At 54.9% G+C, this 24,810-nt stretch carries 25 protein-coding genes; 20 read left to right on the forward strand and 5 right to left on the reverse strand.

Translation table 11 applies throughout. From position 1 onward, the window contains the following. Positions 1-131: 131 nt before the first annotated feature. From F384_RS21450 to F384_RS21530, 19 genes are all read left to right on the forward strand, one after another. Positions 132-710, forward strand: coding sequence for a recombinase family protein (locus F384_RS21450; RefSeq protein WP_046493384.1), 579 nt, complete (start codon positions 132-134; stop codon positions 708-710). Between the two features lie 64 nt (positions 711-774). Further along, the gene (locus F384_RS21455) at positions 775-1,962 is read left to right on the forward strand and encodes a phage tail sheath protein (RefSeq protein WP_046493386.1); all 1,188 of its coding nucleotides are present in this window, start codon (positions 775-777) and stop codon (positions 1,960-1,962) included. A 12-nt stretch (positions 1,963-1,974) separates the two neighbouring features. After that, positions 1,975-2,493, forward strand: coding sequence for a phage major tail tube protein (locus F384_RS21460; protein ID WP_023223221.1), 519 nt, complete (start codon positions 1,975-1,977; stop codon positions 2,491-2,493). 62 nt (positions 2,494-2,555) lie between these two features. Next, positions 2,556-2,837: a phage tail assembly protein gene (locus F384_RS21465; protein WP_044701589.1), complete on the forward strand. Its 282-nt coding sequence runs from the start codon at positions 2,556-2,558 to the stop codon at positions 2,835-2,837. Positions 2,838-2,869: 32 nt separating this feature from the next. Beyond that, entirely contained in the window at positions 2,870-2,989 is a 120-nt protein-coding gene (locus tag F384_RS29355) for a GpE family phage tail protein (protein ID WP_000763326.1), read from the forward strand. Beyond that, on the forward strand, positions 2,982-5,411 hold the full coding sequence (locus F384_RS21470; protein WP_046493389.1) for a phage tail tape measure protein: 2,430 nt from the start codon (positions 2,982-2,984) through the stop codon (positions 5,409-5,411). The genes F384_RS29355 and F384_RS21470 overlap by 8 nt, the downstream gene beginning before the upstream one ends. Before the next feature lie 11 nt (positions 5,412-5,422). Further along, positions 5,423-5,887: a phage tail protein gene (locus tag F384_RS21475; protein WP_023252154.1), complete on the forward strand. Its 465-nt coding sequence runs from the start codon at positions 5,423-5,425 to the stop codon at positions 5,885-5,887. A gap of 2 nt (positions 5,888-5,889) precedes the next feature. Next, positions 5,890-7,083, forward strand: a complete 1,194-nt coding sequence (locus tag F384_RS21480) for a phage late control D family protein (protein WP_046493395.1) — start codon at positions 5,890-5,892, stop codon at positions 7,081-7,083. 62 nt (positions 7,084-7,145) lie between these two features. Continuing rightward, positions 7,146-7,367, forward strand: a complete 222-nt coding sequence (locus tag F384_RS29360) for a DNA-binding transcriptional regulator (protein ID WP_052746971.1) — start codon at positions 7,146-7,148, stop codon at positions 7,365-7,367. 232 nt (positions 7,368-7,599) lie between these two features. After that, the gene (fieF, locus tag F384_RS21485; protein WP_046493396.1) at positions 7,600-8,502 is read left to right on the forward strand and encodes a CDF family cation-efflux transporter FieF; all 903 of its coding nucleotides are present in this window, start codon (positions 7,600-7,602) and stop codon (positions 8,500-8,502) included. A gap of 184 nt (positions 8,503-8,686) precedes the next feature. Further along, on the forward strand, positions 8,687-9,649 hold the full coding sequence (pfkA, locus tag F384_RS21490) for a 6-phosphofructokinase (protein WP_046493399.1): 963 nt from the start codon (positions 8,687-8,689) through the stop codon (positions 9,647-9,649). Positions 9,650-9,852: 203 nt separating this feature from the next. After that, a complete protein-coding gene (gene sbp / locus F384_RS21495) occupies positions 9,853-10,842 on the forward strand; it encodes a sulfate/thiosulfate ABC transporter substrate-binding protein Sbp (protein WP_046493401.1) in 990 nt (329 codons plus the stop codon). A gap of 103 nt (positions 10,843-10,945) precedes the next feature. After that, positions 10,946-11,701, forward strand: coding sequence for a CDP-diacylglycerol diphosphatase (locus F384_RS21500; protein ID WP_046493404.1), 756 nt, complete (start codon positions 10,946-10,948; stop codon positions 11,699-11,701). Positions 11,702-11,966: 265 nt separating this feature from the next. Then, positions 11,967-13,301 carry an MFS transporter gene (locus tag F384_RS21505; protein WP_046493407.1) on the forward strand — a complete coding sequence of 445 codons (1,335 nt, stop codon included), beginning with the start codon at positions 11,967-11,969 and terminating at the stop codon, positions 13,299-13,301. 10 nt (positions 13,302-13,311) lie between these two features. Continuing rightward, positions 13,312-14,262, forward strand: a complete 951-nt coding sequence (locus F384_RS21510) for an aminoimidazole riboside kinase (protein ID WP_046493410.1) — start codon at positions 13,312-13,314, stop codon at positions 14,260-14,262. A gap of 18 nt (positions 14,263-14,280) precedes the next feature. Further along, entirely contained in the window at positions 14,281-15,321 is a 1,041-nt protein-coding gene (locus tag F384_RS21515) for an ADP-ribosylglycohydrolase family protein (protein WP_046493412.1), read from the forward strand. 62 nt (positions 15,322-15,383) lie between these two features. Beyond that, positions 15,384-16,106 carry a GntR family transcriptional regulator gene (locus F384_RS21520; protein ID WP_042325679.1) on the forward strand — a complete coding sequence of 241 codons (723 nt, stop codon included), beginning with the start codon at positions 15,384-15,386 and terminating at the stop codon, positions 16,104-16,106. An 85-nt stretch (positions 16,107-16,191) separates the two neighbouring features. Beyond that, positions 16,192-17,496 (forward strand): SLC13 family permease, encoded by a 1,305-nt coding sequence (locus tag F384_RS21525; RefSeq protein ID WP_046493415.1) that lies wholly within the window; start codon positions 16,192-16,194, stop codon positions 17,494-17,496. Between the two features lie 112 nt (positions 17,497-17,608). Beyond that, positions 17,609-19,081 carry a DASS family sodium-coupled anion symporter gene (locus tag F384_RS21530; protein WP_046493416.1) on the forward strand — a complete coding sequence of 491 codons (1,473 nt, stop codon included), beginning with the start codon at positions 17,609-17,611 and terminating at the stop codon, positions 19,079-19,081. A gap of 42 nt (positions 19,082-19,123) precedes the next feature. Here F384_RS21530 and tpiA read toward each other — a convergent pair whose 3' ends face one another. Then, positions 19,124-19,891 carry a triose-phosphate isomerase gene (gene tpiA / locus F384_RS21535; RefSeq protein WP_046493417.1) on the reverse strand — a complete coding sequence of 256 codons (768 nt, stop codon included), beginning with the start codon at positions 19,889-19,891 and terminating at the stop codon, positions 19,124-19,126. 229 nt (positions 19,892-20,120) lie between these two features. Beyond that, positions 20,121-20,723: a YiiQ family protein gene (locus tag F384_RS21540; protein WP_046493418.1), complete on the reverse strand. Its 603-nt coding sequence runs from the start codon at positions 20,721-20,723 to the stop codon at positions 20,121-20,123. Between the two features lie 100 nt (positions 20,724-20,823). On the opposite strand from F384_RS21540, the gene F384_RS21545 reads away from it, so the two are divergent. Next, a complete protein-coding gene (locus F384_RS21545; RefSeq protein ID WP_046493420.1) occupies positions 20,824-21,243 on the forward strand; it encodes a DUF805 domain-containing protein in 420 nt (139 codons plus the stop codon). Positions 21,244-21,286: 43 nt separating this feature from the next. Here F384_RS21545 and fpr read toward each other — a convergent pair whose 3' ends face one another. The 3 genes from fpr to glpK form a co-directional block, all read right to left on the reverse strand. Then, positions 21,287-22,033, reverse strand: coding sequence for a ferredoxin--NADP(+) reductase (gene fpr, locus F384_RS21550; protein ID WP_046493421.1), 747 nt, complete (start codon positions 22,031-22,033; stop codon positions 21,287-21,289). 96 nt (positions 22,034-22,129) lie between these two features. Continuing rightward, the gene (glpX, locus tag F384_RS21555; protein WP_046493423.1) at positions 22,130-23,140 is read right to left on the reverse strand and encodes a class II fructose-bisphosphatase; all 1,011 of its coding nucleotides are present in this window, start codon (positions 23,138-23,140) and stop codon (positions 22,130-22,132) included. 159 nt (positions 23,141-23,299) lie between these two features. Continuing rightward, entirely contained in the window at positions 23,300-24,808 is a 1,509-nt protein-coding gene (glpK, locus tag F384_RS21560) for a glycerol kinase GlpK (RefSeq protein WP_046493424.1), read from the reverse strand. Between the last annotated feature and the right edge of the window lie 2 nt (positions 24,809-24,810).

The raw sequence follows: 24,810 nt of genomic DNA on the forward strand, positions 1-24,810 counted from the left end.
AACAATGTTTCCAGAATATCCTGCGCCTGACGTGTTAACTCTTTCTACTATTTCTCCCAAATGAAGGTTTAGGAAAATGCAGGTTTACGTCTCAACTGGCATCATTCCGGCTTTTGCATGAGGGAAAAAGGATGCAGGTTGGTTATGTGCGCGTATCAACAAATGAACAAAACACCGCGCTACAGCGTGACGCACTGGAGCGGTCGGGATGTGAGCTAATATTCGAGGATAAAATCAGCGGTAAATCGACAAACAGACCAGGATTAAATCGCGCTCTCAGGCAACTAAATGCCGGTGATACTCTCGTTGTCTGGAAGCTCGACCGGCTCGGGCGTAGTATGCGTCATCTTGTCTCGATGACTGAAGAGCTTCGCCAGCGCGGGGTTAATTTCCGAAGCCTGACCGACAGTATTGACACCTCAACGCCAATGGGGCGTTTTTTCTTCCATATCATGGGGGCTCTTGCGGAAATGGAGCGCGAGCTCATTGTCGAACGAACCCGCGCCGGTCTGGATGCTGCCAGAGCACAAGGCAGAATCGGAGGTCGTAGGCCGAAGCTGACGCCTGATAAATGGGCTCAGGCTGGCCGGTTGATTGCGGCCGGGGAGTCACGACAGCGTGTCGCACTGATTTTTGATGTGGGCATATCGACGCTGTATAAAAAATTTCCGGCGACAATTCCCGTTGTGTCAGCCACCGGAGAACCCTGACAAATAGCCCCCTGTAAACGTACACCCGACAATATCACTCACCCCAACTAACGGAGTTAAACGGATGAGTGATTTTCATCACGGTGTCGAGGTCGTCGAAATTAACGACGGCACCCGCACAATCTCGACGGTATCAACAGCGGTCGTTGGTATGGTCTGCACGGCCAGCGATGCTGACGCCGGGGCATTTCCGCTCAATGAGCCGGTGCTGATTACCAACCCACAAAGCGCCATCGCAAAAGCCGGTACTAAAGGTACCCTGGCAAAATCCTTACAGCTCATCGCTAACCAGTCAAAACCGGTTGTTGTTGTCGTGCGTGTCGCCGAGGGTACCGGTGATGACGAAGAGGCTCAGAAGCAAACCATTTCTAACATCATCGGCACCACGGATGAGAACGGCAAATACACCGGGCTGAAAGCGCTGTTGACGGCGAAAGCGGTCACTGGCGTGAAGCCCCGCATTCTCGGTGTGCCGGGTCTCGATACTCAGGAAGTGGCGACCGCGCTTGTCTCTGTGGCTCAGAAACTGCGCGCTTTCGCCTATGTCAGCGCATGGGGCTGTAAAACCATTTCTGACGTCATTGCCTACCGTGAGAATTTCAGCGCGCGTGAACTCATGATTATCTGGCCTGAATTCCTCGGATGGGATACCACGGTCAGCGCCACAACGACCAGCTACGCGACCGCCATCGCGCTGGGTCTGCGCGCAAAAATTGATAATGACACCGGCTGGCACAAAACCCTGTCAAACGTCGGTGTCAATGAGGTCACTGGTATCAGCGCGTCCGTCTTCTGGGATTTGCAGGAAAAAGGCACCGATGCTGACCTGCTGAATGAGGCCGGTGTTACCACGCTGATTCGTGCCGATGGTTTCCGTTTCTGGGGTAACCGTAATTGCTCCGATGACCCGCTGTTTCAGTTTGAGAGCTACACCCGCACGGCACAGGTCATCGCCGACACAATGGCCGAGGGGCATATGTGGGCGAACGATAAGCCCATCACCGCGACGCTGATTCGCGACATTATCGACGGCATCAACGCGAAATTCCGCGAGCTGAAAAGCGGCGGTTACATCATCGATGCGACGTGCTGGTTTGACGAAGAGGCCAACAGCAAAGAATCCCTGAAAGCCGGGAAACTGTTTATCGATTATGACTATACGCCGGTGCCACCACTCGAGCACCTGACCTTACGCCAGCGCATCACCGATAAATATCTGGCGAATCTTATCTCGTCCGTCAACAGCAAATAAGGAGCCTGACAAATGGCATTACCGCGCAAGCTCAAACTCATGAACCTGTTTATCGACGGGGTGAGTTATCTCGGCGTCGTGCAGTCCGTCACGTTGCCGAAATTAACCCGCAAGCTCGAGAAGTATCGCGGCGGCGGGATGAATGGCTCAGCCTCGGTTGATCTTGGTCTCGATGACGATGCGCTGTCGGCTGAAATCTCGCTCGGCGGTTTTCCTGATGATGCTGTCTGGTCGTTATATGCCGCCACCGGTACGGCCTCCGTGCCGCTACGTTTTGCCGGGTCTTACCAGCGTGATGACACCGGCGAGACCGTGCCGGTTGAGGTTGTTCTCCGTGGCCGTCAGAAAGAAATCGACCTCGGCGAAGCCAAGCAGGGCGAAGATACTGAGTCGAAAATCTCGCTCGAGTGCTCGTACTACAAGCTGACCCTCAACGGTAAAGATATGGTCGAAATTGACACCGTGAACCTCGTCGAAATGGTGAACGGTACCGACATGCTTGAGGCACACCGACAGAATATCGGCCTGTAATTATTGTCCCGGTCAGCATGGCTGGCCGGGCATCCTGAAACCTGAATTTAACGAGAAATATCATGGAAAAAGCTAACGAAAATATCGTCACTCTGATTAAACCCATCAAGCGCGGTGAACAGGTTATTTCCGATGTGACGCTGTTAAAACCGTGTGCCGGAACCCTTCGCGGTGTCAGCCTGGCATCTGTCGCAAATTCTGACGTCGACGCGCTGATTAAAGTGCTGCCACGCATGACCATGCCGTCGCTGACTGAGCAGGAAGCCGCCGCGCTGGAGCTGCCCGACTTGCTGTCGTTTGCCGGTAAGGTGGTCGGTTTTTTGTCACCGAGTTCGGCGGCGTAACCTTCCCGAAAAAACTCTCGGTCGATGACCTGATGGCTGACATAGCGGTAATTTTCCACTGGTCGCCATCAGACCTTTATCCCATGAGCCTGACCGAGCTCGTCAACTGGCGCGAAAAAGCGCTACAGCGAAGCGGAAACACGAATGAGTAATAACCTCAAACTCGAAGTGCTGCTGAAAGCTGTCGACCAGGCGACCCGACCCTTTAAAGCGATCCAGACGGCGAGTAAAACGCTGTCTGGTGATATCCGCACGACTCAGCAATCCCTGCGTGATTTGAATGGTCAGGCATCGAAAATCGACGGTTTTCGTAAAACCAGTGCGCAACTGGCGGTAACCGGTCAGTCGCTGGAAAAAGCAAAACAGGAAGCTGAAGCGCTGGCGGTGCAGTTTAAAAACACGGAACGGCCAACAGCGGCACAGGCCAGAGTGCTGGAGTCAGCGAAACGCGCGGCTGATGGGTTACAGACGAAATATAACAGTCTCACGCAGTCAGTTAAGCGGCAACAGGCCGAGCTCGGTAAAGCGGGGATAAATACCCGCAACCTGACGAATGATGAAAACCGCCTGAAAAATAATATCAGCGAAACAACCGCACAGCTTAACCGCCAGCGTGAAGCACTGGCGCGCGTCAGCGCTCAACAGGCGAAACTGAGTGCGGTTAAATCCCGCTATGAATCCGGGCAAAAGCTCGCCGCCGGTGCGCGTAATGTCGGTGTGGCCGGTGTTGGGATGGCGACCGCCGGTGTGGTCGCCGGTGGTGCAGTGCTCAAACCCGGCTTTGATTTTTCGCTGAAGAACTCAGAGCTTCAGGCTGTACTCGGTCTCGATAAAGAATCGCCAGAAATGAAGGCGTTAAAGGGGCAAGCCCGAACGCTGGGCGATAATACGGCTGCATCTGCTGATGACGCCGCAGCGGCACAAATTATCGTGGCAAAATCCGGCGCGGATAAAGACGGTATTCTCGCGCAGACGCCCGCCATTCTGAATATGTCGCTCGCGAATAAAGAAACGATGGAGGATAACGCAAAGTTACTCATCGGTACGAAATCCGCTTTCGGTCTCGCTGATGACAAGGCAACGCATATTGCCGATGTGATCTCGATGACCATGAATAAATCACAGGCTACGTTTGCCGGTCTGAGTGACTCACTGACTTATGTCGCGCCGGTCGCAAAAAATGCGGGTGTGAGTCTGGAGGAAACCGCCGCGATGATAGGCGCGCTTCATGACAACAATATCACCGGCTCGATGGCCGGTACCGGTAGCCGTGCCGTGTTAAGTCGATTACAGGCACCATCCGGCAAGGCATATGACGCGATTAAAGAACTGGGCGTCAAAACGATGGACAGCAAGGGCAACACCCGCCCGATTTTCTCCATCCTCAAAGAAATGCAGGCCAGCTTTGAGAAAAATAACCTCGGTACCGGCCAGCGCTCAGAGTACATGAAAGCGATTTTCGGTGAAGAGGCCAGCTCATCGGCCAGTGTCCTGATGGCCGCAGCGGCCAGCGGAAAACTGGATAATCTGACACGTCTGATTAAAAGCTCTGACGGCAAAACTGAAGAGCTGGTCAAGGTCATGCAGGACAATCTCGGCGGCGACTTTAAAGAGTTTCAGTCAGCCTATGAGGCGGTCGGAACTGACCTTTATGACCAGCAAGAAGAGTCGCTCCGCAAGCTCACCCAGACGGCCACAAAATACGTGTTACAGCTCGATGGCTGGATCAAAGACAACAAGGAGTTAGCGGAAACTATCGGCCTTATCGCCGGTGGTGCGCTTGGTCTCATTGCCGTGATTGGCGGTATTGGTCTGATTGCATGGCCGGTCATCGCCGGGATTAACGCCATTATTGCGGCGGCTGGCTTGCTTGGTGCGGTCTTTACGACCATCAGCGGCGGGGTTATCGCTGCTATCGGCGCTATTACGTGGCCGGTCGTGGCCGTTGCGGCGGCGGTTGTCGCTGGCGCGCTGCTGATTCGCAAATACTGGGAGCCTGTCAGCGCCTTTTTCGGCGGTGTTATCGAGGGGCTGATGAGCGCCTTTGCGCCGGTCGGGGAAATGTTCGCGCCGCTGGCACCCATCTTTGACGGCCTCGGGGAGAAACTTCGCGGTGTCTGGCAGTGGTTTAAAGACCTGATAGCGCCGGTAAAAGCGACTCAGGACACGTTAAACAGTTGCCGTAACGTCGGTGTCATATTCGGTCAGGCGCTGGCTGATGCTTTGCTGATGCCGCTTAACGCCTTTAACAAGCTGCGAAGCGGTATTGACTGGGTGCTCGAAAAGCTCGGGATTATCAACAAAGAATCCAGCTCACTTGACCAGACCGCGGCGAAAGCCAGTGCGGCGACGCAGAACGGCTACAGCCCGGCTATCAGCTCTTACAACAGCTATCTGCCGGTCACGGCACCCGCCGGTAAAACCTACATCGACCAGAGTCGGCCAACCTATCAAATCAACGTGCCGGGCAACGGTATGCCGGGCGGTCGGTTAGGTGATGATTTACAGGATGCACTAGAAAAATATGAGCGTGAGAAACGCGCCAAAGCCCGCGCAAGCATGATGCATGACTAAGGAGACCGATTATGATGCTGGCATTAGGTATGTTTGTTTTTATGCGTCAGACGTTGCCCTATCAGAGCATGCAGCGCAGCGCGGATTATAGCTGGGCGTCAAACTCCCGCATCGGGAAGCGTGATGCTTTTCAGTATCTCGGTGAAGGGGAGGACAAAATCACCCTGAGCGGTGACCTTTATCCTGAGCTGACCGGCGGCAAGTTTTCGATGCTGACGCTTTATGCGATGGCCGAGCAGGGGCGAGCATGGCCGCTTATTTCTGGCTCAGGCTGGATTTACGGGATGTTTATTGTCAGCAATGTCTCGGAGACCGGCACGGTATTTTTTGAGGACGGGTCCCCCCGAAAAATCAGCTTCACTCTGTCACTGACCCGTGTCGATGAATCGCTCGCGGCGGTCTATGGCGATATCGGAAAACAGGCCGAAAGTCTGGTCGGTAAAGCTGGCGATCTGCTGTCTAAGGTGGGGGCTTAATCATGCTGGATATTATCACCGGCGCGGGTGCCACACTGACGCCCGATTTTATGCTGACACTGGAAAGCAAAGATATCACCGGCAATATCAGCGACCGGCTGATTAATCTCTCGATGACGGATAACCGGGGCTTTGAAGCTGACCAGCTCGACATTGAACTCGATGATTCTGACGGGCTTGTCGCGCTGCCGATTCGCGGCGCGGTGCTGTCACTGTATCTCGGCTGGAAAGGTTTCGCGCTCGTTGGTAAGGGGCGATTTACCGTCGATGAGGTGGAGCACCGGGGGGCGCCAGATACGGTGACCATTCGCGCCCGTAGCGCTGATTTTCGCGGAACGCTCAATTCACGCCGCGAGGAATCATGGCACGACACCACACTCGGCGCTATTGTCAGCGCGATAGCCGCCCGGAATAAATTAACGGCCAGCGTCGCGGATTCTCTTGCCGGGATAAAAATTCCGCATATCGACCAGTCGCAGGAATCCGACGCTGTTTTCCTGACTCGCCTGGCGGAACGCAACGGCGGCGCGGTATCGGTCAAAGCGGGTAAATTGCTGATGCTTAAAGCGGGAAGTGGTACGACGGCCAGCGGAAAAGCTATCCCTCAGATTACTATCCAGCGCAGTGACGGCGACCGGCATCAGTTTGCTATTGCTGACCGTGGTGCTTACACCGGCGTAACGGCTAAATGGCTGCACACCAAAGACCCAAAACCGGCGAAGCAAAAGCAAGCGGTGAAGCTGAAGCGCAAGCCCAAAGAGCAACACCTCAGGGCGCTACAGCACCCGAAAGCAAAAGTCGTGAGCAGTAAAACCGCAGCGAAAAAGAAGAAAGAGCAGGAAGCCCGCGAGGGTGAATATATGGCCGGTGAGGCTGACAACGTTTTCGCACTGACGACCATTTACGCGACAAAGGCGCAAGCGATGCGCGCGGCTCAGGCGAAGTGGGATAAATTACAGCGTGGCGTTGCGGAGTTCTCAATCATGCTGGCAACTGGTCGGGAAGATATTTATCCCGAAATGCCGGTCAGGGTCTCGGGCTTTAAGAGCGTCATAGATGACCAGTCATGGATAATCAGCAAGGTGACCCATAACCTCGGCGGGAATGGCTTCACGACGGCTGTAGAGCTCGAGGTGATGCTCTCTGATGTGGAGTATGAAACGGATAGTGATATGTTAGAATGTGATGATAAGTAATTGTTTTGTAAGTATTAAATGGTTAAAATTGGGTCATTGAGTCCAGCCGGTGAGGTGAAAAAATGTTTCATTGTCCTTTATGCCATACAGCCGCTCACGCGCGCACCAGTCGTTACTTTACTGATACCACCAAAGAGCGCTATCACCAGTGCACTAATATTAATTGTAGCTGCACGTTTGTAACGACTGAAACGGTCGAGCGATACATCGTCAAGCCGGGTGAAGTGGTACCTGCATTACCTCATCCTATGCAAAACGGCCAGCAATCAATACCTTGGATGTAGACGCAAAAAAGCCCCGTGAATGCGGGGCTTTTTAATTCGATGTGGACGATGTGTGGACATCGGATAAAACAAATCCTTTTGTTTCATTCAGTTATGGTGAAAAATAAATCACCATCCCTGTCTTCCCCCACATGATGTGGGGGTTTTTTTTGCCTTAAAATTGTCACTGTCATAATCGCTGACTGTCTTACACCATCCGTTATACTACCGGCATGAGATGGCAGGAGTGTTTATGAATCAATCCTATGGGCGGTTAGTCAGTCGGGCGGCCATTGCCGCGACAGTGATGGCGTCGCTGTTACTTTTGATCAAAATTTTTGCGTGGTGGTACACCGGGTCGGTGAGTATTCTGGCGGCTCTGGTCGACTCGCTGGTGGATATTGCCGCGTCGCTCACTAACCTGTTAGTGGTGCGCTATTCGCTACAGCCAGCGGATGATGAACATACCTTTGGTCACGGCAAAGCGGAATCCCTGGCCGCGCTGGCGCAAAGTATGTTTATTTCCGGTTCGGCGCTGTTTTTGTTTTTAACCGGTATTCAGCATCTGATTTCACCTACGCCGATGAACGATCCCGGCGTGGGGGTTGTGGTTACCATTATCGCCCTGATATGTACGGTGGTGCTGGTCTCGTTTCAGCGCTGGGTGGTGAAGCGGACGCAAAGCCAGGCGGTGCGGGCAGATATGCTTCATTATCAGTCTGATGTTATGATGAACGGTGCTATTCTCGTGGCGCTCGGTCTGGCCTGGTACGGCTGGCATCGTGCGGACGCATTGTTTGCATTGGGGATTGGCATCTATATTTTATATAGTGCGTTACGCATGGGCTATGAAGCCGTGCAGTCGTTACTGGATCGCGCCTTACCCGATGAAGAACGACAGGAAATTTTTGACATTGTGACATCATGGCCGGGCGTCAGTGGTGCTCACGATCTCCGTACGCGGCAGTCAGGGCCGACCCGCTTTATTCAGATTCATTTGGAAATGGAAGATAATCTGCCGCTCGTTCAGGCGCATGTCGTGGCTGAACAGGTAGAGCAGGCGATTTTACGGCGTTTTCCGGGATCCGATGTCATTATCCATCAGGACCCGTGTTCCGTCGTCCCCAGGGAAGGCAAAAGGTTTGAGCTTTCGTAAGTGAGCGTAAAAAAGAGAGCCAGGCCCGCATTTTGTGTATAAATTACCGCCATTTGGCCTGACCTGAATCAATTCAGCAGGAAGTGATTGTTATACTATTTGCATATTCGTTGGAGAGTATCGATATGCAGGATCGACTTCCGGCAACAGACTTCATTTTGCATTCCAAAGTTCAGAGGTAGTCATGATTAAGAAAATCGGTGTGTTGACAAGCGGCGGTGATGCGCCGGGCATGAACGCAGCAATCCGTGGTGTGGTGCGCGCAGCACTGACGGAAGGACTGGAAGTCATGGGTGTTTATGATGGCTACCTGGGTCTGTACGAAGACCGAATGGTGCAGCTTGACCGTTACAGCGTGTCCGACATGATTAACCGCGGGGGTACCTTCCTGGGTTCCGCACGCTTCCCGGAGTTTCGTGACGAAAACATCCGCGCCGTGGCTATCGAAAACCTGAAAAAACGCGGTATCGACGCGCTGGTGGTGATCGGCGGTGACGGTTCTTACCTGGGTGCAAAACGCCTGACTGAAATGGGCTTCCCGTGCATCGGTTTGCCTGGCACTATCGATAATGATATCAAAGGCACTGACTACACCATCGGTTACTTTACGGCGCTGGGCACCGTGGTTGAAGCGATTGACCGCCTGCGCGACACCTCGTCTTCTCACCAGCGTATCTCTATTGTTGAAGTGATGGGGCGTTACTGTGGCGACCTGACCCTGGCCGCGGCGATTGCCGGTGGCTGTGAGTTCGTTGTGGTACCCGAAGTGGAATTCAGCCGGGACGATCTGGTCAATGAAATCAAAGCGGGCATCGCGAAGGGTAAGAAACACGCTATCGTGGCGATCACTGAGCACATGTGCGACGTAGACGAACTGGCGCATTACATTGAGAAAGAGACGGGCCGTGAAACCCGTGCGACCGTCCTGGGCCACATCCAGCGCGGTGGTTCTCCGGTGCCTTACGACCGCATCCTGGCGTCCCGTATGGGTTCTTACGCCATTGAACTGCTGCTGGAAGGTCACGGTGGTCGTTGCGTCGGTATTCAGAACGAAAAACTGGTTCACCATGACATCATCGACGCTATCGAAAACATGCAGCGTCCGTTCAAAGGTGACTGGCTGGATTGCGCGAAGAAACTGTACTGATTCTTCTCTGCGCCTGATGGCGCTACGCTTATCAGGCCTACAGATCGCAAAGACTTGTAGGCCGGATAAGGCGTCAGCCGCCATCCGGCATAAGCCCTTCATATATTCCTCCAAGTTATAGCCAATCTTTTTTTATTCTTTAATGTTTGAATGTCTTTCTGGCACGCTTTGCTCATCACAACACAACATAAGAGAGTTGGGCGATGAACAAATGGGGCGTGGGGTTAACTTTGCTGCTGGCATCCAGCGGCGTTCTGGCAAAGGATATTCAATTACTGAACGTGTCTTACGATCCAACGCGTGAGCTGTACGAGCAGTACAACAAAGCGTTTAGCGCACACTGGAAGCAAGAGACGGGCGATAACGTGGTGATTCGTCAGTCGCACGGCGGGTCGGGCAAACAGGCCACTTCGGTGATCAATGGCATTGAGGCGGATGTGGTGACGCTGGCGCTGGCCTATGATGTTGATGCGATTGCCGAGCGCGGTCGTATTGATAAAAACTGGATCAAACGCCTGCCGGACAACTCTGCGCCTTATACCTCCACCATTGTGTTCCTGGTTCGCAAAGGCAACCCGAAGCAAATTCATGACTGGAATGATCTGGTAAAACCTGGCGTCTCTGTGATCACGCCGAACCCGAAAAGCTCCGGCGGCGCTCGCTGGAATTACCTGGCGGCGTGGGGCTATGCGCTGCACCACAACAACGGCGATCAGGCGAAAGCCCAGGATTTCGTGAAGGCGCTGTTTAAAAACGTTGAAGTGCTGGACTCCGGCGCGCGCGGTTCCACCAATACCTTTGTGGAACGCGGCATCGGCGACGTGCTGATCGCCTGGGAGAACGAAGCGCTGCTGGCGACCAATGAGCTGGGCAAAGATAAGTTCGAAATCGTGACGCCGAGTGAATCCATTCTGGCTGAACCGACGGTCTCCGTCGTGGATAAAGTGACCGAGAAGAAAGGTACTCAGGCCGTGGCGGAAGCCTATCTGAAGTATCTTTATTCACCGGAAGGTCAGGAGATTGCGGCGAAAAACTACTACCGTCCACGTGATGCAGATGTGGCGAAGAAATACGAAAATGCGTTTCCGAAACTGAAACTCTTCACTATCGATGAGGAGTTTGGCGGCTGGGCGAAAGCGCAGAAAGAACACTTCTCGAACGGCGGAACGTTCGATCAGATCAGTAAGCGTTAAGCGCGGATCAACGAAGAGGCCCGGGGCAAATGCCATCGGGCTTTTTTTATTTGTCATGATTTTGCGTTACTCTTGCAGGTCGTTGAGATACAGGGAACGCGTTATGAAAAAAACGGGCTATGGACTACTGACCGTTGTCGTTATTGTTGTGGCAGCCGGTTTTGGCTACTGGAAGCTGGCCGGAAACCCGGATGCGTTGCGTAAAATTGTCCTTGAGCAATGTCTGCCCAATCAGTTGCAGCATCAAAACCCTGCGCCATGCGCCGAAGTGAAGCCCGGTGCCGGATACGTGGTCTTTAAAGACCGCAATGGCCCGCTGCAATATCTGCTGATGCCGACTTACCGCATTAACGGCACCGAGAGTCCGCTACTGGTGGAACAATACACGCCGAATTTTTTTTGGCTGGCCTGGCAATCTCGTGACTTTATGAGCAAGACGTATGGTCAGGATATTCCGGACAGCGTCGTGTCGCTGGCAATCAATTCGCGCAGTGGACGGACGCAAAATCATTTCCACATCCATATCTCCTGCCTGCGTCCTGATGTCAGAGCGCAACTGGACGCGAATCAGGCAAAAATCAGCACCCGCTGGTTGCCGCTGCCAGGCGGACTGCGCGGGCACGAATATCTTGCCCGTCGCGTGACGGAAAGCGAACTGGCGCAGCGCAGTCCGTTTATGATGCTGGCAGAAGAGGTGCCGGAGGCACGCGAGCGGATGGGGAGCTATGCGCTGGCGTTGGCCCGTCAAAGCGATGACACTTTTGTTCTGTTGGCGACGCAGCGCAACTGGCTGACGTTTAACCGGGCGTCGGCGGAAGAAATTCAGGATCACGACTGCTCACTGCTTACCCAACCCTAGTCACACCCCGCCGAACGGTCGGCGTTTTTTTGCACGATCTCTCACTTCAGACCCGCGAAGATGTATCGTTGGTTAAATTAATGTGAAATTGATCAAAAGATATAAAGGTATACCTTTATATCTTTTGTGATTCCATTACACTCCCTCATAACGCTTACCCCTGGCTGTCCGGGGAATGTGTTAATCATAAAAGCTTTTATTTCACGTAGTTACGTCATCCTTTTTTCGACATTCTTGCGCCCAACGGCGCAAAAGGAATACCGATATGAAATTGTCTATCGTGGAAAAAATAGGTTTCGGCGCCGGGGATATGGCGATCAACGTAGTGATTATTGCCATGCAGCTACTGCTGGCATATTTCTACACGGATATTTACGGTTTACGTGCAGCGGATGTGGGTGTGCTGCTGGTGGTTGTACGGATGATCGATGCCATTATCGATCCGGCGATGGGAATGCTGACTGACAAAGTCTCGACCCGCTGGGGGCGGTATCGTCCGTGGTTGTTATGGTTTGCCATTCCGTTTGGTTTTGCCGTCTATCTGATGTTCATCACGCCGGATATGGCGTATACGGCGAAGCTGGCGTGGGCCTATTTCACTTACATCCTGATGACGCTGGTCTATACGGCGATCACCATCCCGTATATCTCTCTGATTGGCGTCATCACGGACGATCCGGGCGAGCGGTTGAGCGCCAACGGGTATCGCTTTGTGATGACCAAAATCGCCGCGTTTCTGGTGACGATTGTGGTTCCCATGCTGGCAGTCTGGCTGGGACAGGGCAATAAAGCGCTGGGTTATCAGCTCTCTATGGGCCTGATGGGCGCGATGGGTGCAGTGCTGTTTATCTTCTGCTTTATGACCACCCGCGAACGCAGCGAGCCTGAACTGCCGTCACTGTCGGTAAAACAGCAGTTCGCGAATTTGCTGCGCAACGACCAGTGGCTGATTTTGGGCGTGGTGATTATGTTGCTGATGTGCGGCTACGTGATCCGTGGTTCGGTTGCCGCCTACTACGCCAAATATTATCTGAATGGTGGTGATAGCCTGATTTCACCGTTCCTGACCGTCGGTGTCGTGGCGTCTATTCTGGCGATGATTGCGACCACGTGGGTGACCAAGTTCTGGGACAAAATAAAAATGTTCCGCTACACCCAACTGATGACCTTCGCGCTGAGTATCGCCATGTACTTCTGCGTCGGGCAGCAGAACCTGATCCTCGCCTTTATCTTTTACTTTCTCATCAACTTCTTCTGCGACATGCAAATGCCGGTGTTCTGGTCTTCCATCGCGGAAGCGGTCGATTACGGCGAGAAGAAAACCGGGTTGCGCGTTTCCGGCCTGGCTTTCGGCGGCATTCTGTTCTTTCAGAAATTCGGTATGGGGATTGCCGGCGGCGTCCTCGGCTTCCTGCTGAGCCACTTCGGTTATCAGGCGGATGTCCAACAGAGCGCGAGTTCGCTGGCAGGAATTGCACTGATGATGACGCTCATCCCCGCCATCTTCCATCTGGTGGTTGGTGTCGTGATGAAAAAGTATCTGATCAACAACGATTATTACCGCGACATCCAGAGTGAACTGGCGCAGCGCCAGGCGTGAGGAGGAGCAGATGAGTCATCTCAATAAAGTGTGGGTGATTGGCGATGCGTCCGTGGATCTGGTGCCGGAAAGAACGGACTCTTACCTGAAATGTCCGGGCGGGGCATCGGCTAACGTCGCCGTCTGCGTCGCACGACTGGGAGGCGACTGCGGATTTATCGGCTGTCTCGGAGAAGATGATGCCGGGCGTTTCCTTCGCCAGACGCTGGCAGAAAACGGGGTAGGCGTGGGTTCGCTACGCCTCGACCCACAGCAAACCAGCGCGGTGCTGATAGTCAATCTGACGCCAGAAGGCGAACGCAGTTTTACCTATCTGGTGCATCCCGGCGCGGACACCTTTGTCTCCGTGCAGGATTTACCGGCCTTCAGCGCTAACGAGTGGTTTTACTTCAGCTCGATTGGCCTGACCGACAGTCCGGCGCGCGAGGCGTGTCTGGAAGGGGCCAGACGCATGAAGGCGGCGGGCGGGCACGTTATGTTCGACGTCAACCTGCGCGTCAGCATGTGGCGAGATACCCATGAAATCGCCCCTTTACTCGCGCAATCTATTGCGCTGGCCTCCATCTGCAAGGTCTCTGCCGATGAGCTGTGTTGGCTGGGCAAGGTCGAGCGCTGGCAGGACGCACGTTACCTGATGCGTGAACTCGGCTGTGAAACCACCGTCATCTCACTGGGCGACGAGGGAGCGTATCTGGTGACGCCAGAGGGCGAATGCGCGTTCCCGACCGCGAAAATTTCCGTGGTGGACACCACTGGGGCAGGCGATGCCTTTGTCGGTGGGCTGCTCTATACCCTTTCACAGGCGGCGAACTGGGATAGCCGCCTGCTTGCTCAGGCGATCGGTACCGCTAACGCCTGTGGCGCGATGGTAGTCACGGCAAAAGGGGCGATGACCGCGCTGCCTTACCCTGAGCAGCTCGCCGCTTTTCGCGCCAGCCATCCGCTGGAAAAATCATGCTAAACCGTTAAGGAGTCATTCATGCACGTTGAAATTAACAAAATACTGGGCTGCCTGATTGGCGCCGCTGCGGCGGACGCGATGGGCGCGGCGACTGAAGTGCGCACTCAGCAACAAATTCGCGAATACTTCGGTGGCTGGGTGACCGGTTTTGAGAAACCGCCCGCCGATACGTTTGGCCGCTGTAATGAAGCCGGAATGTGTACCGATGACTTTATTCAGGCGAAGTACATCATGGACGCCCTGTTACAGCATCATCGTCAGGTGAGCGATGACGCGATGCGTGAAGCCTTCCAGCGCTGGCTGGCCTATCCGTATTACGCCAATTTTACCGGGCCAACCACCCGGGCCGCGATGAAAGCCATTTTTAACGATAACCGTGCGTCCCTGCAGGGGGAACTGGAAGGTGAGAAGCAGTCGGTACAGATTATCAATAAAGGCAATGCGGAAGCCACTAACGGCGCGGCAATGAAGATTTGGCCTGCCGCCGTATTGCATCCTGGCGATATTGAAAAAGCGATTCAGACTGCGCTGGATATCTGCCGTTTTACCCACAACAACGTGCTGGCGATGTCGGGTGCCGCGGCGATGGCAGCGGCGACCAGCGAGGCGCTACAACCTGTGGCGAGCGCGGAAAGCATCATTGCGGCCGGGATTTACGGTGCCGACCGGGGCTATGCGCTGGCGGCTGAGCAGGGCGCGATGATGGTTGCCGGGCCGTCGGTGGCACGCCGTATCGAACTGGCGGTGGCGATCGGCAAACGTCACGCCCATTGGGAGACGGCGATTGTCGAGATTGCCGATATCATTGGTTCCGGACTGCATGTCAGCGAGGCCGTTCCGGCGGCGTTTGGTTTGTTCGCGTGTTGTCCGAATTCTGCCGTTGATGCTATTATTTCCGCCGTTAATATCGGCAATGACACCGATACCGTCGCCACCATGGTTGGGGCACTCTCCGGCGCCTGGCACGGTGCTGATGCTTTTCCTGCCGACTATTTAACTACCGTTAATCGTATGAATCATTTCGATTTGGCTGAACTCGCCAGACAGATTAAAGGGTAGTGCGCTGCCCTGCGGGGGCGGCGACAACCGTCCCCGACTGGCAGACTTTCGAGGTAAATGGCTTGCAGGTTGATAAAACGAGTTTCACTCCGCTGTATAAGCAGTTGTTTTATATCATCTGCCAGCAGATCCAGAATGGCACCCTGCCGCTGGGGAGTCAGTTGCCGACGCAAAAGGCGATCGCGCAAACCTATAACGTGTCGCTGATTGTCGTGAAGCAGGCGTGGAGTGAGTTGATCAACGCCGGTGTGATTACCTCCCAGCGCGGAAGCGGCTCCGTGGTGAGCGCGGTGCCGGAAGGCGTCAGCTATGGCCATACCTTTCGCGGGATCACCAGCGATCTGCGTGATGCCAGCGTGGCGGTTGAGAACCGCATTCTGGAGATCGCCACACGGCGGGCGCGCGACGCGCAGGAAGATGGTTTAAGCCTGCCAGCCCATCATCACTATCTCTATATTTCCCGGGTGCGATACCTGAATAATCGCCCGTTTAACCACGAGAAAATTTATCTCGATCTCTCCTTCTTTCCGGGACTCACGCTGACGGCGGATGAACTGGCCCATACCTCGCTTTATCACCTGTTGAATGTGAAAAGCGACTCGGCGATCGAAAAGGTCGATGCCATTCTGCCCAGTCCCGATCTCTGCGAGAAGCTACAGATTGCTGAGAACAAACCGCTTCTTTCCGTGGCGCGCCAGACATTTATGGCGGGGGAAGAGCACCCCTTTGAGTATTGCCGCTACTATGTGCTGTCTGACTACTTCGGCGAAATCCATTATCACTAACCCTCTGCTTTTTTAGGGGGAAACGCGCGTTTACAGACGGGGGATGCCCCCGTATCCTTGTTGAAAAAAACAACAGGAGACAGGCATGTCGCTCTGGTTTTCACACCCTCTGTTTCTGCCCTCGCTGGTGGTGCTGGTCACCATCCTGCTCTGGGCGACCTCGCTCTTGCCGGAATTTATCACCGCGCTGCTGTTTTTCACCGTGGCGATGGTGGCGAAAATCGCCCCACCGGACGTCATCTTTGGCGGCTTTGCCTCGTCGGCATTCTGGCTGGTATTCAGCGGCTTTGTGCTGGGCGTGGCGATCCGTAAAACCGGACTGGCAGACAGAGCGGCAAGAGCACTGTCCTCACGGCTGACGGAGTCCTGGCCGCTGATGGTTTCAAGCGTGGTGCTGTTGAGCTATGCGCTGGCGTTTGTGATGCCTTCCAATATGGGACGTATCGCGCTGCTGATGCCCGTCGTTGCCGCGATGGCGAAACGCGCCGGGATCCTCGATGGCACTCGCGCGTGGTATGGCCTGGCGCTTGCCGTGGGTTTTGGCACTTTTCAGCTTTCCGCTACCATTCTGCCAGCCAACGTGCCGAACCTGGTGATGAGTGGGGCGGCGGAAGGGTCGTACGGCATCCACCTGAACTATCTGCCTTATCTGCTGCTGCATACGCCGGTATTAGGCTGGCTGAAAGGTGGACTGTTGATTGCGCTGATCTGCTGGCTGTTTCCCGGAAAACCCCATGCGCCGCGTGAACTCACACCGCCGGAACCGATGAGCCGCGATGAAAAACGACTGGCCTGGATGCTGGCAGTGGTGCTGGTAATGTGGGTCAGCGAAAGCTGGCATGGCATTGGCCCGGCATGGACCGGACTGGCGGCGGCAGTCATCACCCTGTTACCGCGCGTTGGGTTTATCAACGGAGAGGAGTTTTCCGCGGGACTTAACATCCGCACCTGCATTTATGTTGCCGGTATTCTTGGACTGGCGAGCGTGGTGACGCAAACCGGCATTGGCGATGCGGTTGGTGAGGCGCTGCTGCACGTGATGCCGCTGGACCCGGAGAAACCGTTCACCAGTTTTCTCGCCCTGACCGGCATCACCACCGCGCTTAACTTTATCATGACCGCCAACGGCGTTCCGGCGCTGTATACCACCCTGGCGCAGAGCTTTTCTGAGGCAACGCAGTTTCCGCTGTTGTCGGTGATTATGATTCAGGTGCTGGGCTACTCAACGCCGCTGTTGCCGTATCAGGCATCGCCTATTGTGGTGGCGATGGCGCTGGGAAGAGTGCCGGCGAGGGCCGGGATGCTGCTGTGTCTGGTGCTGGCGGTGGCGACCTATCTGGTCCTGCTGCCACTGGACTATGCGTGGTTTAATTTATTAGGGAAATTGTAGTGTTAATCGCCTGATAATGTTGATTTTGTGAGAGGGCGGTGGGTTTTACCGGCACGAATAACGGTTAATACCAAAACGCATACTTATGCGCAGGATACTCAAGGATTGATCCATGGACAGATTGACCCCTATTCGCGGTTGGCCCGCCATTATCTCTATCGTTATCACACTGACTATCTGGTTTATCATCCCCTGTCCTGCGGATGTGACGCCACAGGCGTGGCATCTGCTGGCGCTGTTTATCGGCACTATCGCGGCCATTATCGGTAAAGCCATGCCCATTGGGGCGATTGCCGTTGTGGCTATCATGCTGGTGGCGATGACCGGCGTGACGAATCCCGGTAAGCCCGCGGCGGCGCTTAACGATGCGCTGAGCGGTTTTTCCAACCAACTGATCTGGTTGATTGGCTTATCGATCATGCTGTCGCAAAGCTTGCTGAAAACAGGACTTGGCGCGCGCATCGGCTACGGGTTTATTGCGTTGTTTGGTAAGCGGACCTTAGGTATCGCATGGGCATTAACGCTCGCAGAAACGCTGATTGCTCCCGTCACCCCAAGCAACACGGCGCGCGGTGGCGGTATTATCCACCCGGTTATGCGTGCCATCGCCGACAGCCTCGGGTCGCAGCCTGGCGACAGTGAAAATGGCTCAACGGGCCGCTATCTGGCGCTGGTGAATTACAACATTAACCCCATCAGTTCGGCGATGTTCATCACCGCAACCGCTCCTAACCCTCTCATTGTCACCTTTTTGACTCAGGGGACGGATGGCGTACTGAACATGACCTGGGGGATGTGGGCCATTGCGGCGCTCCTTCCGGCGGTGGTCTCGCTGCTGGTGATGCCCATCGTCATCTGGTGGCTCTATCCGCCCGCCATTACCCGCACGCCCAATGCGCCGCAGTTCGCCCGACAAAAGCTGGATCTTCTCGGCCCGCTGTCGCTGGCAGAGAAAATCACGCTGGGGGTGTTCATTTTGCTGCTCTGCCTGTGGGCTGGCGTTCCCGCGATGATTATGGGCAGTGGCTGGACCGTGAACCCCACCAGCGCGGCGCTGATCGGATTATCGATTCTGCTGGTGACGGGGGTCTTAAACTGGGAGGACATTCTTAAGTGTCGCGGTGCCTGGGATACCATTGTCTGGTTTGCCGCGCTGGTGATGATGGCGGATTTCCTCAGCAAGCTGGGGCTGGTCGGCTGGCTGGCGACGAGTGTGGGGACGGCTATCAATCATCTTGGCGTTCACTGGAGTATCGCGACGCTGCTGTTGATCCTGCTTTACGTCTATTCTCACTACTTTTTCGCCAGCACCACGGCGCATATCACGGCCATGTTCTCTGCCTTCTTCATCGCAGGGTTAGGTCTGGGTGCACCACCGGCCTTGCTGGGGCTGATGCTCGGTTTCTCCTCCTCGCTGATGATGTCGCTCACCCACTATGGCACGGGCACTGCGCCGATTATTTTTGGCTCTGGCTACGCCACGCTGGCGGAATGGTGGAAGACGGGGCTGGTGATGAGTGTGGTGAACCTGACTATCTGGGCGGTGACCGGGGCTTTCTGGTGGCACTGGCTGGGGTATTGGTAATTCGGAAATAAACCGGGGGAAAGGCTCCCCCGGCTGCACAACTTACGCCTGTTTTGCCGCTTCAGCCGCTTTTACGATCACAGCGAAAGCGTCAGCTTTCAGAGAAGCACCGCCAACCAGCGCGCCGTCGATGTCCGGCTGAGTGAACAGTTCTGCCGCATTGGCTGCGTTTACGGAACCGCCGTACTGGATGATGACCTGCTCAGCAATTTTCGCGTCTGCTTTAGCAATGTGGTCACGGATGAATTTGTGAACAGCCTGTGCCTGCGCAGGCGTTGCGGATTTGCCGGTACCGATTGCCCAAACAGGTTCGTAAGCGATAACCACGCCTTCGAATGCCGCAGCGCCCTGGGTTTTCAGAACCGCGTCAATCTGACGTGCGCACACTTCTTCCGTTTTGCCCGCTTCGTTTTCGGCTTCGGTTTCACCGATGCACAGAACCGGCGTCAGACCCTGCTCTTTCAGCACGGCGAATTTTTTCGCGATCAGTTCGTCAGACTCTTTGTGGTAAGTACGACGCTCAGAGTGGCCGATGATGATGTACTGGGCACCGATGTCTTTCAGCATTTCAGCGCTTGTTTCACCGGTAAATGCGCCGGACAGGTTCAGGTCAACGTTCTGCGCGCCCAGGAGGATATGGCTACCGGCCGCAGCATGTTTTGCCAGGTCGATGTACATTTCCGGCGGCGCGATCGCTACCGCGCAGCCTGCGACGCCAGCCAGCTCTGTACGCAGGTTAGCAATCAGTTCGTTTACCATGTGGCGGCTGCCGTTCAGTTTCCAGTTACCCATCACTAAAGGATGTCGCATTTCTATTCTCCACGCTTTGTCAGCGAATTAAGGAAGATGGCCGCCCCTCAGGGCAGCATGGTCTGTGAAACAGTATAGAGATCACTCCCTGGAAAGGCTTTGCTTTTTATCATCTCCCCGTCATTCTCCGCGTTGCAGGTGCGTTGGCTATACTCGCTCACCCCAGTCACTTACTGATGTAAGCTCCTGGGGATTCGTTGCGTCGCCGCCTTCCTGAAACGTGAATAATTTAGGGGGAATTGGACCCGTCCAGGTTTTCAGATAACGCCAGCTTAATCGGTTCAACTGCGAAGGTCAGCCCCTTTTCGCCGTTATCTGCGACAACATAGCGAATTGCGCCTTCGGTCTCTGCGTAATAGCGCTTATTTTTCCCGGCGGTAAGCAGCTTTTGCAGCTTTTTCTGGCTCTGCTCTTTGGTTAGCAAGGGGGCGATGGTGCGGATCACCGCCGCCATATACTCCAGCGCTTTAGCTTTCGCCGCTTTCTGTTCCGGCCCCTGAATCGGCAGCCAGGTTATCTGCATGCTCTTGATCTTCAATGTCCCGCGCTCAAGGGCGGTCGAAGCATAGAGGTTTTCATTAATTTTGCTGGCCGCACGAGTGAGGTTGGCTTTGTCGCGGTTGCTGTCGATCGCGCGGAATTCGTTTAAGGTAAGCTTCGGATTTTGCGTATTAAAGTTTTCGCGAAACTGGCTGATGGAAAGGTCAAACGTGGGGGCGCCGGCGATCAAATACGGGGCAGTGGTGGCCGTCAATGACTCAGCCGCCAGCGTCGGAGCGCTGGAGAATATCGCAGAAAACAATAATAAAAACAGTGAACATCCTGGCTTCATCAATCTTACCTTTCGTTATGCCTGTTCACGATTAAAACGATAACCGTCTGGCTTGTCAAAAGGGTAAACTGTCAAAGATAGTCATTTTTAAGGAACAGGCATGACCTTACAGCAGTGGTTATTCTCATTTAAAGGGCGTATTGGACGCCGTGATTTCTGGATCTGGATTGCGCTGTGGATTGTCAGCATGGTGGTTTTATTTTCGCTCGAGAGTCAAAAATTACTCCCCGATCAGATAGCCCCCTTTGCCCTTGTGTGTCTGCTCTGGCCGACGGCGTCGGTTACGGTGAAGCGTCTGCACGATCGCGGGCGTTCAGGGTTGTGGGCGTTATTGATTATTCTTGCCTGGATGCTGTTAGCCGGCAACTGGGCCATTCTTCCGGGGATGTGGCAATGGGTGGTCGGACGCTTTGTCCCGACGCTTATCCTCATCATGACGATTATCGATCTGGGGGCGTTTGTCGGCACCCAGGGCGAAAATAAATACGGTAAAGACACCCAGGATGTGAAGTTCAGGTAACGCGCAGGCCGGATAAGGCGAGGCCGCCTGTCCGGCAACATGCTTACCAGTAGTGTTCTGCGGTCATATGACCCGGTCGGCGGCGCAAATGTTTAGTCATTTGCCGGGTCTCTTTCAGCAACTGCTGCGTGTCGCGTACCATCTGCGGATTCCCGCATAGCATCACATGGCTGGTCTCTTTATCCATTGGTAAGCCTACCGCTTTTTCCAGTTCGCCACTTTCAATCAGCGCCGGAACGCGACCGGTCAATGAACCTGCGACCGTCTCACGGCTTACCACCGTCTGGATCCGCAGTTTGCCTTCATAGCGCGTTTGCAGTTCCTGCATCAGCGGCAGGTAGCTTAAATCAGCGGCGTAGCGCGCGGCATGGACCAGGACCAGGTGCTTGAAGCGATCGAGATCTTTACCCAGTTGCAGAATCGATAAATAGGGGCCGATGGCGGTGCCGGTTGCCAGCATCCACAATGTGTCGCAGTCCGGCACCTCATCCAGCACAAAGAAACCAGCGGCTTCGCTCACCACCTGTACCTCATCGCCAGGCTTCAGTGCAGCCAGACGCGGGCTCAGCTTACCGTCAGGTACGGTGACCAGGTAAAACTCCAGATTCGGATTATCAGGGGCATTCACATACGAGTAAGCGCGCTGGACGCGCTCGCTGTCAATCTCAAGACCGAGCTTGGTAAATTGACCTGCGGTGAAGGGATGAACGGGGGCGTGAACGGTCAGACTAAACAGGGCATCGGTCCAGTTCTGTACCTTTGTGACTTTGCCTGTTACCCAATCTGCCATGGTTTTCTCCTGTACGGGTCTCGTTCCCTTATCTTCGTTGGTTGGCAGAAAGATTTCCAGCCCGGTGGGGCTGGAAGGCTCTAACAAACAAATTCGTTAAAGGATATGCGTCTGCACGTCCGGGTCTTTGCGATCGAGATAGTGAATCGACTGAATGCGGCGGATGGTACGTGATTTACCGCGGATCAGCAGCGTTTCGGTGGTCGCGATATTGCCTTTACGGCTGATCCCTTCCAGCAGATCGCCTTTAGTGATACCGGTCGCAGAGAAAATGACGTTGTCGCTGCGCGCCATGTCATCCAGACGCAGCGCTTTACCGGCCTCGATGCCCATTGCCTGACAGCGCGCCAGCTCCTGCTCGCCGATACGGCGGTTCTCTTCGCTGTCGCCTTTGACATCATGACGCGCCAGCAGACGGCCCTGCATGTCGCCATCCAGTGCGCGGATCACCGCAGCGGACACTACGCCTTCCGGCGCGCCGCCAATCCCGTACAGCACATCCACTTCGCTGTCCGGCATACAGGTCAGGATAGACGCTGCCACATCGCCATCAGGAATCGCGAATACGCGTACGCCCAGCTTCGCCATCTCTGCGATTACCTCATCATGGCGCGGTTTTGCCAGAATCGTCACCGTCAGTTCGCCAAGCGGTTTGCCCAGCGCGTTGGCAATATTGCGCAGGTTCTCTTCCAGCGGCAGATTGAGATCGATGCTGCCCTTTGCGCCGGGCCCGACAATCAGCTTTTCCATGTACATATCCGGCGCGTTCAGGAAGCAACCCTTGTCACCGACGGCCAGAACGGCCAGCGCGTTGGCCTGGCCCATCGCCGTCATTCGCGTGCCTTCGATGGGGTCGACGGCAATATCCACCGCGTCGCCGCGACCGGTACCGACTTTCTCACCGATGTAGAGCATCGGCGCTTCGTCGATCTCGCCTTCACCGATCACGATGGTCCCGTCAATGTTGACCTGGTTTAGCATAATGCGCATGGCGTTAACCGCCGCGCCGTCGGCGGTGTTTTTGTCACCGCGTCCCAACCATTTATAGCCAGCCAGCGCCGCCGCTTCGGTTACGCGGGAAAATTCGATGGCAAGTTCTCGTCTCATAGCAAACTCGTAGCAGAAAGGAATGGCGCGAAGTGTAGCACAGGGGAGGGGAGGGAATTATTGATATCAGAGGGTGAGTGTGCGGGGTTGCCCCCGCACACGTAATACAATCCGTAGGCCGGATAAGACGCTCTCGCGTCGTCATCCGGCGATTCACGATTACTCTTCGTGATCTTCCCACGCCAGCGCGCGTTTGACCGCTTTCTTCCAGCCGCTGTAACGGTAGTTACGCTCGGTGGTTTCGATGCCAGGGCGGAATTCACGTTCGATAACCGCTTTCTCCTGCAACTCATCAAGGTTCTGCCAGAAACCAACGGCCAGACCGGCCAGGTAAGCTGCACCCAGCGCCGTCACTTCACGCACTTCCGGACGTTCAACGCGCGTGCCGAGAATGTCTGACTGGAACTGCATCAGGAAGTTGTTGGCGACCGCGCCACCGTCCACGCGCAGGGCGTGCAGGCGAATGCCGGAGTCTGCCTGCATCGCTTCCAGCACGTCGCGAGTCTGGTAGGCAATCGATTCCAGCGTTGCGCGAATGATGTGGTTGGAGTTCACGCCACGGGTCAGACCGAAGATCGCCCCACGCGCATACGGGTCCCAGTAAGGCGCGCCCAGTCCCGTAAAGGCCGGCACGACGTACACGCCGTTGGTGTCCTTCACTTTGGTCGCGAAATACTCGGAATCGAAGGCGTCGCTGATGAGCTTCATTTCATCACGCAGCCACTGAATGGAGGCGCCCGCCATAAACACGGCGCCTTCCAGCGCGTAGTTCACTTCTCCGCTCGGGCCGCAGGCGATGGTGGTCAGCAGGCCGTTTTCGGACTTCACCGCTTTCTCGCCGGTGTTCATCAGCATAAAGCAGCCGGTGCCGTAGGTGTTTTTCGCCATCCCTTCCTTCACGCACAGCTGGCCGAACAGCGCAGCCTGCTGGTCACCGGCGATGCCGGAGATAGGAATACGCGTGCCGCCTTTACCGCCGATGTTGGTCTGACCGTAGACTTCAGAAGAACGACGTACTTCCGGCAGCATGGCACGCGGAATATCCAGCGCATCCAGCATTTTGTCGTCCCAGTCCAGCGTGTGGATGTTGAACAGCATAGTCCGTGAGGCGTTGGTGTAATCCGTTACGTGTACGCGTCCCTGAGTCATTTTCCAGATAAGCCAGGTATCAACGGTACCGAACAGCAGTTCGCCGCGACGTGCGCGCTCACGGGAGCCTTCGACGTGGTCGAGGATCCACTTCACTTTGGTGCCGGAAAAATACGGGTCAATGACCAGACCGGTGTTATTGCGGACGTACTCTTCCATGCCATCGCGCTTCAGGCGCTCGCAGATCTCCGCGGTACGGCGGCACTGCCAGACAATCGCGTTATAGATAGGTTTACCGGTTTCACGCTCCCAGACGATGGTGGTTTCACGCTGGTTAGTAATCCCGATAGCTGCAATCTGATCGGAACTGATGTCCGCTTTGGCCAGCACTTCCACCAGAGTAGAGCTTTGTGTTGCCCAGATTTCCATCGGGTCGTGTTCTACCCAGCCTGCTTTCGGGTAGATCTGCTCAAATTCGCGCTGTGAAACGCTCACAATATTGGCATCATGATCCATCACGACGGCGCGGGAGCTGGTGGTTCCCTGGTCGAGCGCAACGATATACTTTTTCTCAGTCATAA

It is taken from the genome of Citrobacter amalonaticus Y19 (genome assembly GCF_000981805.1).
In the GTDB taxonomy this organism is placed as follows: domain Bacteria; phylum Pseudomonadota; class Gammaproteobacteria; order Enterobacterales; family Enterobacteriaceae; genus Citrobacter_A; species Citrobacter_A amalonaticus_C.